11 protein-coding genes are annotated in these 7,556 nt (G+C 71.1%); 8 read left to right on the top strand and 3 right to left on the bottom strand.

The window, feature by feature from the left end; translation table 11 throughout:
* A partial coding sequence (locus tag H5411_RS29200) for a WhiB family transcriptional regulator (protein WP_183125681.1) occupies positions 1-197 on the top strand: 197 nt, incomplete at its 5' end.
* 44 nt (positions 198-241) lie between these two features.
* Here H5411_RS29200 and H5411_RS29195 read toward each other — a convergent pair.
* The 3 genes from H5411_RS29195 to H5411_RS29185 are packed head-to-tail and all read right to left on the bottom strand — an operon-like array spanning position 242 to position 2,635.
* Entirely contained in the window at positions 242-1,360 is a 1,119-nt protein-coding gene (locus H5411_RS29195; RefSeq protein WP_101437083.1) for an ArsA family ATPase, read from the bottom strand.
* Positions 1,360-2,364: an ArsA-related P-loop ATPase gene (locus H5411_RS29190; protein ID WP_101437084.1), complete on the bottom strand. Its 1,005-nt coding sequence runs from the start codon at positions 2,362-2,364 to the stop codon at positions 1,360-1,362. The genes H5411_RS29195 and H5411_RS29190 overlap by 1 nt, the downstream gene beginning before the upstream one ends.
* A gap of 22 nt (positions 2,365-2,386) precedes the next feature.
* Positions 2,387-2,635, bottom strand: coding sequence for a hypothetical protein (locus tag H5411_RS29185; RefSeq protein WP_101437085.1), 249 nt, complete (start codon positions 2,633-2,635; stop codon positions 2,387-2,389).
* A gap of 141 nt (positions 2,636-2,776) precedes the next feature.
* Here H5411_RS29185 and H5411_RS29180 point away from each other — a divergent pair, with 141 nt between their 5' ends.
* The 7 genes from H5411_RS29180 (at position 2,777) to H5411_RS29150 (ending at position 7,521) form a co-directional block, all read left to right on the top strand.
* Positions 2,777-2,938, top strand: a complete 162-nt coding sequence (locus H5411_RS29180; RefSeq protein WP_020664158.1) for a DUF4177 domain-containing protein — start codon at positions 2,777-2,779, stop codon at positions 2,936-2,938.
* 10 nt (positions 2,939-2,948) lie between these two features.
* The gene (locus H5411_RS29175) at positions 2,949-3,404 is read left to right on the top strand and encodes a RidA family protein (RefSeq protein WP_101437086.1); all 456 of its coding nucleotides are present in this window, start codon (positions 2,949-2,951) and stop codon (positions 3,402-3,404) included.
* Positions 3,404-4,036, top strand: coding sequence for a hypothetical protein (locus tag H5411_RS29170; protein WP_101437087.1), 633 nt, complete (start codon positions 3,404-3,406; stop codon positions 4,034-4,036). Before H5411_RS29175 ends, H5411_RS29170 begins: the two co-directional genes overlap by 1 nt.
* 38 nt (positions 4,037-4,074) lie before the next feature.
* Positions 4,075-5,262, top strand: a complete 1,188-nt coding sequence (locus H5411_RS29165; RefSeq protein ID WP_101437088.1) for a hypothetical protein — start codon at positions 4,075-4,077, stop codon at positions 5,260-5,262.
* A gap of 406 nt (positions 5,263-5,668) precedes the next feature.
* The gene (locus H5411_RS29160) at positions 5,669-6,493 is read left to right on the top strand and encodes an NUDIX hydrolase (protein ID WP_183125680.1); all 825 of its coding nucleotides are present in this window, start codon (positions 5,669-5,671) and stop codon (positions 6,491-6,493) included.
* On the top strand, positions 6,494-7,270 hold the full coding sequence (locus H5411_RS29155) for an MBL fold metallo-hydrolase (protein ID WP_183125679.1): 777 nt from the start codon (positions 6,494-6,496) through the stop codon (positions 7,268-7,270).
* Positions 7,267-7,521: a glutaredoxin domain-containing protein gene (locus tag H5411_RS29150; RefSeq protein WP_101437091.1), complete on the top strand. Its 255-nt coding sequence runs from the start codon at positions 7,267-7,269 to the stop codon at positions 7,519-7,521. The genes H5411_RS29155 and H5411_RS29150 overlap by 4 nt, the downstream gene beginning before the upstream one ends.
* Positions 7,522-7,556 lie beyond the last annotated feature (35 nt).

Below are 7,556 nucleotides of genomic sequence, written 5' to 3'. Positions count from 1 at the left end.
AAGCCGTGTGCATGGGGTGCCCGGTCCGCACCGAATGCCTCGCCGAGGCACTCGACGGCCGGATCAATTTCGGGGTCTGGGGCGGGATGACGGAACGGGAGCGGCGCGCCCTGCTGCGCCGTCGCCCGGACGTGGCCAGCTGGACCGACCTGCTCGAAGCGGCCAAGCGGGACGCGCTGGCCGCAGCGGCGGGCTGATTTTTCTCGTGAGTGGCTACGCCGGTGCTCACCGGCGTAGCCACTCACGACGTCAGTTTCACTCCGATGTCGCGCAGGCCTTCGAGGTCGTGCACGTCACCGGCGAGCGCGGGCACCCGGGTCAGCGGCACTTCGGGATGCGCGCGGGTGAAGCGCGCCAGCAGCCGGTTTTCACGCTCGGCCAGGGCGACGCGGTCGGCGTGCAGCCGCAGCACGGCCTCGGCGAGCGGCGCGTTCTGCACCGACTCCGCGGCGGTCAGCGCTTCGGTCGCGGACAGCGGCGCGAGCACCGGGTGCGTGCGGTTGGCGACCAGGCCAGCCAGCGGCATCGACTCTCCGGCGAGCCGCTCCACGAAGTAAGACGCCTCGCGCAGCGCGTCCGGCTCCGGCGCGGCCACCACGAGGAACGAGGTGCCCGACGAGCGCAGCAGCTCGGCGGTTTTGCGCGCGCGTTCGCGGAAGCCGCCGAACATGCTGTCGAAGGCCTGCATGAACGCGGACGCGTCGGCGAGCAGCTGGCCGCCGATGATCGTCGACACGGCCTTCGCGAACATCGAGAACCCGGCGCTGACCACCTTGCGCAGACCCCAGCCGCCGGCCTTCGCCGGGCCGGTGAGCAGCCGGATCATCCGGCCGTCGAGCGCGGTGGACAGCCGGGTCGGCGCGTCCAGGAAGTCGAGCGCGGACCGGCTCGGCGGCGTGTCGACGATGATCAGATCCCATTCGTCGGTCGCCGCGAGCTGGCCCAGCTTCTCCATCGCCATGTACTCCTGCGTGCCGGAGAACGACGTGGAAATGGTCTGGTAGAAGGGGTTCTGCAGCAGCTGCTCGGCCCGTTCGGGCCCGGCGTGCACGCGCACCATGTCGTCGAACGTGCGGCGCATGTCGAGCATCATCGCCCACAGCTCGCCCTTGGGCTCGAAACCCTCGACCTGCACCTGCCTCGGCTGATTGCCCAGTTCGCGCAGCCCGAGCGCCTGCGCGAGCCGGCGCGCCGGGTCGATCGTGAGCACCACGGTCTGCCTGCCGCGTTCGGCGGCCCGTAACGCGAGCGCGGCCGCAGTGGTGGTCTTGCCGACGCCGCCGGAACCGCAGCACACGATCACGCGGCTGTCCGGGTCGTCGAGGAGGGCGTCCACGTCGAGCGTCGTGTCGGCGGGCATCAGCGCACCCCCTGTTCCTGCAGCGTTTCGGCGAGTTCGTAGAGCGCGGCGACGTCGACGCCGTCGGTGAGGTCCGGCAGCTCCAGCGTCGGCAGATCGGCCTCGGCGAGCTGTTCGCGGGCCCGCTGTTCGGCGGCGACGCGGACGGCGTGCTCGACGGTTTCCTCCACGAGCGCGTCGAGCGTCGCCTCCGGCAGGTTCAGCCCGGCCGAGGCGAGGCCGGAGCGCACCCGGTCGGCGTCCACCCGGCCGTCGGCGGCCGCGGTCACCGACCGCGCGGGCAGCCGCGGCGGACGGACCCGGTTCACCAGCACCGCGCCCGGACGCAGGTCGGCTCCGTCCAGTTCGGCCACCGCCTCGACGGTCTCGCGTACCGGCATCTCCTCCAGCAGCGTGGTGAGGTGCACGGCGGTCTCGCCGGAATGCAGCAGCCGGACGACGCCGTCGGCCTGGCCGCGGATCGGGCCGGTCTTGGCGAGGTCGGTGAGGGCCTTGGTGACGTCGAGGAACTTCACCACGCGCCCGGTCGGCGGCGCGTCGACCACGACCGCGTCGTAGGTGTGGCGGCCGTCGGATTCCGTGCGCCCGACGCATTCCTTGATCTTGCCGGTGAGCAGGACGTCGCGAAGGCCCGGCGCGAGCGTGGTGGCGAACTCGATCGCCCCCATCCGGCGCAGCGTCCGCCCGGCGAAACCGAGGTTGTAGAACATCTCGAAGTATTCGAGCAGCGCGGCTTCGACGTCGATGTGCAGCGCGCGCAGTTCGCCGCCGCCGGGGACCGCCGCGATCCGCTGCTCCGCGTACGGCAGCGGTTCGGTGTCGAAAAGCTGGGCGATGCCCTGGCGGCCCTCGACCTCGATCAAGAGCACCCGGCGGCCGCCCGAGGCGAGCGCGAGACCCAGCGCCGCGGCGAGCGTGGTCTTGCCGGTTCCGCCCTTGCCGGTGACGAAATGCAGCCGGGCCCTGGCGAGCTCGTCGGTCCAGCCGGCGGAGGGTGTGGTCACGTCCCCAACACTAAACCGGCGCTCAGCTGGCCAGCATCATGACGCTGACCGCAGCGGCGACCACCGCGACGACGATCCAGGTCACCAGGCCGGGCAGCACGGTCAGCGTGAGCACGGCCACGACGATCAGCCCGGTGAGGGTGACCGCGCCGGCGATCGCCACCTGGCCCGAATCGTTCACCCGGTCCCGGGTCTTGGCCATCACCGCCAGCACGAGCGGGACCCCGGCCACGGCGAGCAGCACGGTCGCGACGATCCGCCAGGTCTCCACGCGCTCACGCTAGCGAGCGACGATCGGATGTGAAGTGACCCACACTCACCCGGCCTAGCCGGACGTACCCCTGGACGGGTGACGGGCTTTCGGCGGCGGCGGTCCGGAGGGGCCTTGCCCGCTTGGTTACGCTCCCGAGTCATGAGTGCGACCAAATGGGAGTACGCCACCGTCCCGCTGCTGATCCACGCTACGAAGCAGATTCTCGACCAGTGGGGCGAGGACGGCTGGGAGCTGGTGACCGTGCTGCCCAACCCGAGCGGCGAACAGCACGTCGCGTACCTGAAGCGGCCGAAGAGCTGAGGGGGCGGCGTTGACCTGGAGCGACCGGCTCGCCGAGCTCGGCATCGAACTGCCCGGAGTCGCCGCACCGCTGGCCGCGTACGTGCCGGCCGTGCGCACCGGCTCGCACGTCTACACCTCCGGCCAGCTGCCGTTCGTCGACGGCAAGCTCGCCGCCACCGGCAAGGTGGGCGGCGAGATCAGCCCGGAGGAAGCCAAGGGCCACGCCCGCACGGCGACGCTGAACGCGCTCGCCGCGGTGCACGCCCTCGTCGGCATCGATTCTGTTGTCCGGATTGTCAAGGTGGTCGGTTTCGTCGCCTCCGCGGAGGGCTTCACCGGCCAGCCCGCGGTCGTGAACGGGGCGTCCGAGCTGCTCGGCGAGATCTTCGGCGACGCCGGGGTGCACGCCCGGTCGGCCGTCGGCGTCGCGGAGCTTCCGATCGCGTCGCCGGTGGAAGTCGAACTGATCGTGGAGGTGGAGTGATGGACCCCGACATCGAACAGTCCCTGCACGAACTGCTGCTGCGGCTCGCCGGCCGCACGCCGGACCAGCTGTTGTGGCGGTTCCGCGACTGGCTCGGCGAAGGCGCGATGGGGACGCTCGCGCGGACCCTGCCGAGGTCTTTGCTCAAGCACAGGATCGATCTGGACCAGGCGGAGTACCGCCTGCTCGTGGCCGGTCTGATCCCGCACGGCGCCGACTGGCACCAGGTGAGTTCGACCCTGGGGGTAGACGACGTCACCGAGACCAGGTACACATTCACGCAGAGTGCGCCCGAATGGGTGAACTCCGTCGACTCTGTGTCCGTCTTGCTCCACGCAACGTTGCGGGGACGCGCGGACGTGGGGGAAGTAAGGCAGAGCTGGCGGCGCCTCGGCGGCGCTTCCGGCGAGGGCGGGGCGAAGCGAGTCCTGCTGGTGACGGCGACCGCGGGGCAGCCCCGGCTCACCGGTGAACTGCAGCGGGTGCTGCGGGTCATGGGCGACGAGGAACCCAGCGTCGAGGTCATCCCGCCGCGCTTCGACCTTCCCGGGTACCACCGGGCCGCGCTCGCCGAGTCCGAGCTGGTCTGCGTAGGCGCCGCGGGCGCCGGTCATCGACTTGTCGCCGCTTAACGCTCGTTGCCGCCAGGCGAGCTGGGAGGAGCAGAGCCATGGTGGAGGTTCACGACGGCCCGATGGACGGGTTCTCGGTGCCCCTGCGCCTGCATAACTTGTTGCTGGCCCTGGCGGGCCGCATCGACGACAGCGCGCTCACCGAAGCGCGGGAACTGATCGCCCGGGCCCACATCGACGAGGCGGTGGAACTCACCACCGGCACGTTGATCGCGGGCCGGATCCCGGTGAGCGAGGCCGAACAGCGCGAGCTGGCGCTGGTGCTCGAGATGAGCCGGTCGGACGCGACGCTCGCCAACGACCTGCTGGTCGCCGACCACGAGCCGATGCAGACGCACCGGTTCACCGGCGACAACCAGCCCGAGTTCGGCCTCGCCGAGGCGCTCGACCGCACCCTGCAGGTGCTGCCCGACGTGCGTTCCGTGCACGCGGTGTGGCGCAACACCCCGGCGGGCAGCGTGCCGGGCGCGCTGCCGCAGCGGGTCGTGCTGGTCGAGCTGGGTCCCGAGGGCAACCCGCCCGCGGTCGCGTTCCGCGTCGACACCGCGCTGCGCCGGGCGGGCATCCGCTCGGTGGTCGAGGTGAGCGGCCCGGGGATCCCGCAGTCCGACTACCACCAGGCCGCGGGTGCCGTCGCGAGCCCGGTGTGGGTCACCGGCAGCACGCATTCGGCTCCGGACTACCGGCCGGACCCGGCTCCGCAGCGCAGCGCCCCGGCGCCCGCTTCGGCTCCGGTGCCCGAACCGGTCTCCGAGACGCCGAGCCGGCACGGGCACCGTCAGCCCGAACCGGAACCGGTCGCCGCGGCCGAGCCGGTGGTGCCGGTCGCGCCCGTGGTGCCGATCGTGCAGTCCGTGCCCGCGCAGCCGGTCTCGATGCCGGAGCCGGCGGCCGAGCCCGCCGGGTCTTCGGAGCGTCCGCGCACGGCCGGGTCGGAGACGCGTGCCGAGCGCACGTCGGACCTGACGCCGTCCGAGGTGGCGCAGCTGCGGCGCGCGCTGGCCGAGGACCCGGAGAAGGGCCGCGAGATCGCCGCGGGCAAGCCGAGCATGCACGAGGTGGTCGAGCTGCCCGCGCTGGATCTGGACGATCCGAGCCTGTCCGAACGCGACCGCGCGCTGCTGCGCGAGCTGCACGAAGAACTGGCTGAGCGCGAGCGTGCCGAGGCCGCCCGGTTGCGGCTCAACGGCGCGTCCCGTTCCGGCGGGGACCAGCACTGGTCCTGAAGTCCCTGGTTGTTCCGTGAAAGGGCCCCTCGCGATTCCTGCGAGGGGTCCTTTCGCTGCTTCGGGCTTCGTCGGGCGCGCCGCCTTCACGGACTCTGATCCCCAGGTCAGGGACTTAAGCGGCGCGCTCCACCGGCTACCGGGCGTCCACAAAGGACGCCAAGCTCCGCGAAATGCCGGATTGGTCGCTATGCGACTGGTTCTTGTTGTCCGCCCCGCCGCCGGGCTGGCGCGCCAGCAGCCAGTCCGAGACGGCGAGGTCCTTCGACCTGGAGTCGGCGTGCCATCGTGCCGCCTTAAAGCCCCTGGCACTGGCCTCTGCGTCCGTGAAGGGCCCCTCGCGGGCCTGTCGCGAGGTGACACAAGTAATCCGCGACGCGTACGGATTGCGAGGTATGTTGCCCGGGTGGAACGGCCGCGTGAATTCGTCTTTGACATCCCCGCCCGTCCCGGCATCGCGATCCGGGACAACGCGGATGGCCCGCCGGCGACCCCGAAGGACGCCGCCACGGTGATCCTGCTGAGGGACGCTTCGGAGGGTGTGGAGGTCTTCCTCCAGCACCGCGTGATGGGCATGGCGTTCGCCGGCGGGATGACTGTGTTCCCTGGCGGCGGGGTGGATCCGCGCGACGCTGACGCTTCCGTGGCTTGGGCCGGGCCGCCGCCGTCGTGGTGGGCCGAGCAGTTCACGTGCGACGAAAGCCTCGCCCGCGCGCTCGTGTGTGCTGCGGTGCGGGAGACCTTCGAGGAGTCCGGCGTGCTGCTGGCCGGGACCGGGGACTCGGTGGTCGCCGATGTCACGCCGTATCACGAAGCCCGGAAAGCCTTGGAATCACGGGAAATCTCGCTCGCCGGGTTCCTCGCCGACGCCGGGCTCACGCTGCGCGCCGACCTGCTGCACCCGTACGCGCACTGGGTCACGCCGCCGCAGGAACAGCGTCGATACGACACCCGTTTCTTCGTCGCGAAGCTGCCCGAAGGCCAGCGCGCCGACGGCGCGACCTCCGAAGCGGCCGCCGCCGGTTGGCAGCCGCCCGCCGAGGCAGTCGCGGACGCACGCGAAGGCCGTCGCGCGCTGATGCCGCCGACCTGGCTGACCCTCATCGAACTCGCCGAGTTTTCTCAGGCCGACGCGGTGCTCGCGGAGCCGCGCGAGATCGTGAAGACCGTGCCGACCCTGGTCCGGGACGGCGAGAACATCCGCGTTGTCCTCGATAATCCGGAGTCCTGAGTGATCGCTCCCGCTTATGGCGTGCTGCGCCGTGTTTCCGAAACCGCGTCGGTGTTGCTGGAGAACAACCCGTCGACGATGACCTTGGAGGGCACCAACACCTGGGTGCTGCGCGCCCCCGACGCCGAGGCCGCGGTGGTCGTCGACCCCGGCTACCACGACCTGGACCACCTGGAGAAGCTCGCCGCCGTCGGTCCGGTGGAGCTGATCCTGCTGACGCACCACCACCCGGATCACGCCGAAGGCGCGCCCTGGTTCGCGTCAAAAACGGGTGCCCCGGTACGAGCCTTTGACGCCTCCCTCTGCATCGACGCGCCCCCCTTCGCCGACGGCGACTCCTTCACGGCAGGCGGCCTGGACTTCAGCGTTCTGCACACTCCCGGCCACACCGACGATTCGGTCTCGCTGCTGGTCGCGGGCCAGCTCCTGACCGGAGACACGATCCTCGGCCGAGGCACGACGGTCCTGCACGACCTTGGCGACTACCTGCGCTCGCTGCGCAAACTGATCGCCCTCCCGGACGGCACCCCGGGCCTGCCCGGACACGGCCCGGAGCTGCCGGATCTGCCCGCGACCGCGCGGGAGTATCTGGCGCACCGGGAACAGCGCCTCGATCAGGTGCGTTCCGCCTTGCGAACGCTCGGCGAAGACGCAACGCCGCGGCAGGTGGTCGAAGTCGTCTACGCCGACGTCGACCGCGCGCTCTGGGCACCGGCCGAAGCGAGCGTGCGCGCACAACTGGACTACCTACGGGCATCTTCGGAGGACGGACAATGAGTGACGTCGAGGTCGAGTTCTACTGGCGACCAGGCTGCGGTTTCTGCTCGGCTTTGCGCCGGCCGCTGATGGAGAGCGGCCTGCCGGTCCGGGAAATCAACATCTGGGAGGAGCCGGGAGCGGCCGAGCGAGTCCGCGAGGTAGCGAACGGCAACGAGACGGTGCCCACGGTGATCGTGGGATCGACCGCGCTGGTGAACCCGACCTTCGACGAGGTCAAAGCCGCGGTGGCCGCGGAAACGGCTGCCTGAGGACCGCTCAGGACGTTCCTCCGGGCTTGCCGCGG

This window comes from Amycolatopsis echigonensis, assembly GCF_014174495.1.
Classification (GTDB): Bacteria; Actinomycetota; Actinomycetes; order Mycobacteriales; family Pseudonocardiaceae; genus Amycolatopsis; species Amycolatopsis echigonensis.
The sequence above is the reverse complement of the archived record's forward strand: the minus strand, read 5'-3'. Positions and strand labels throughout refer to the sequence as shown.

Bases quoted from the DNA above. Each gene is read 5' to 3' on its own strand.
- H5411_RS29150 (WP_101437091.1), top strand. From the start codon at position 7,267: ATGAGTGACGTCGAGGTCGAGTTCTACTGGCGACCAGGCTGCGGTTTC.
- H5411_RS29180 (WP_020664158.1), top strand. From the start codon at position 2,777: ATGAGTGCGACCAAATGGGAGTACGCCACCGTCCCGCTGCTGATCCAC.
- H5411_RS29195 (WP_101437083.1), bottom strand. From the start codon at position 1,360: ATGCCCGCCGACACGACGCTCGACGTGGACGCCCTCCTCGACGACCCG.
- H5411_RS29170 (WP_101437087.1), top strand. From the start codon at position 3,404: ATGGACCCCGACATCGAACAGTCCCTGCACGAACTGCTGCTGCGGCTC.
- H5411_RS29165 (WP_101437088.1), top strand. From the start codon at position 4,075: ATGGTGGAGGTTCACGACGGCCCGATGGACGGGTTCTCGGTGCCCCTG.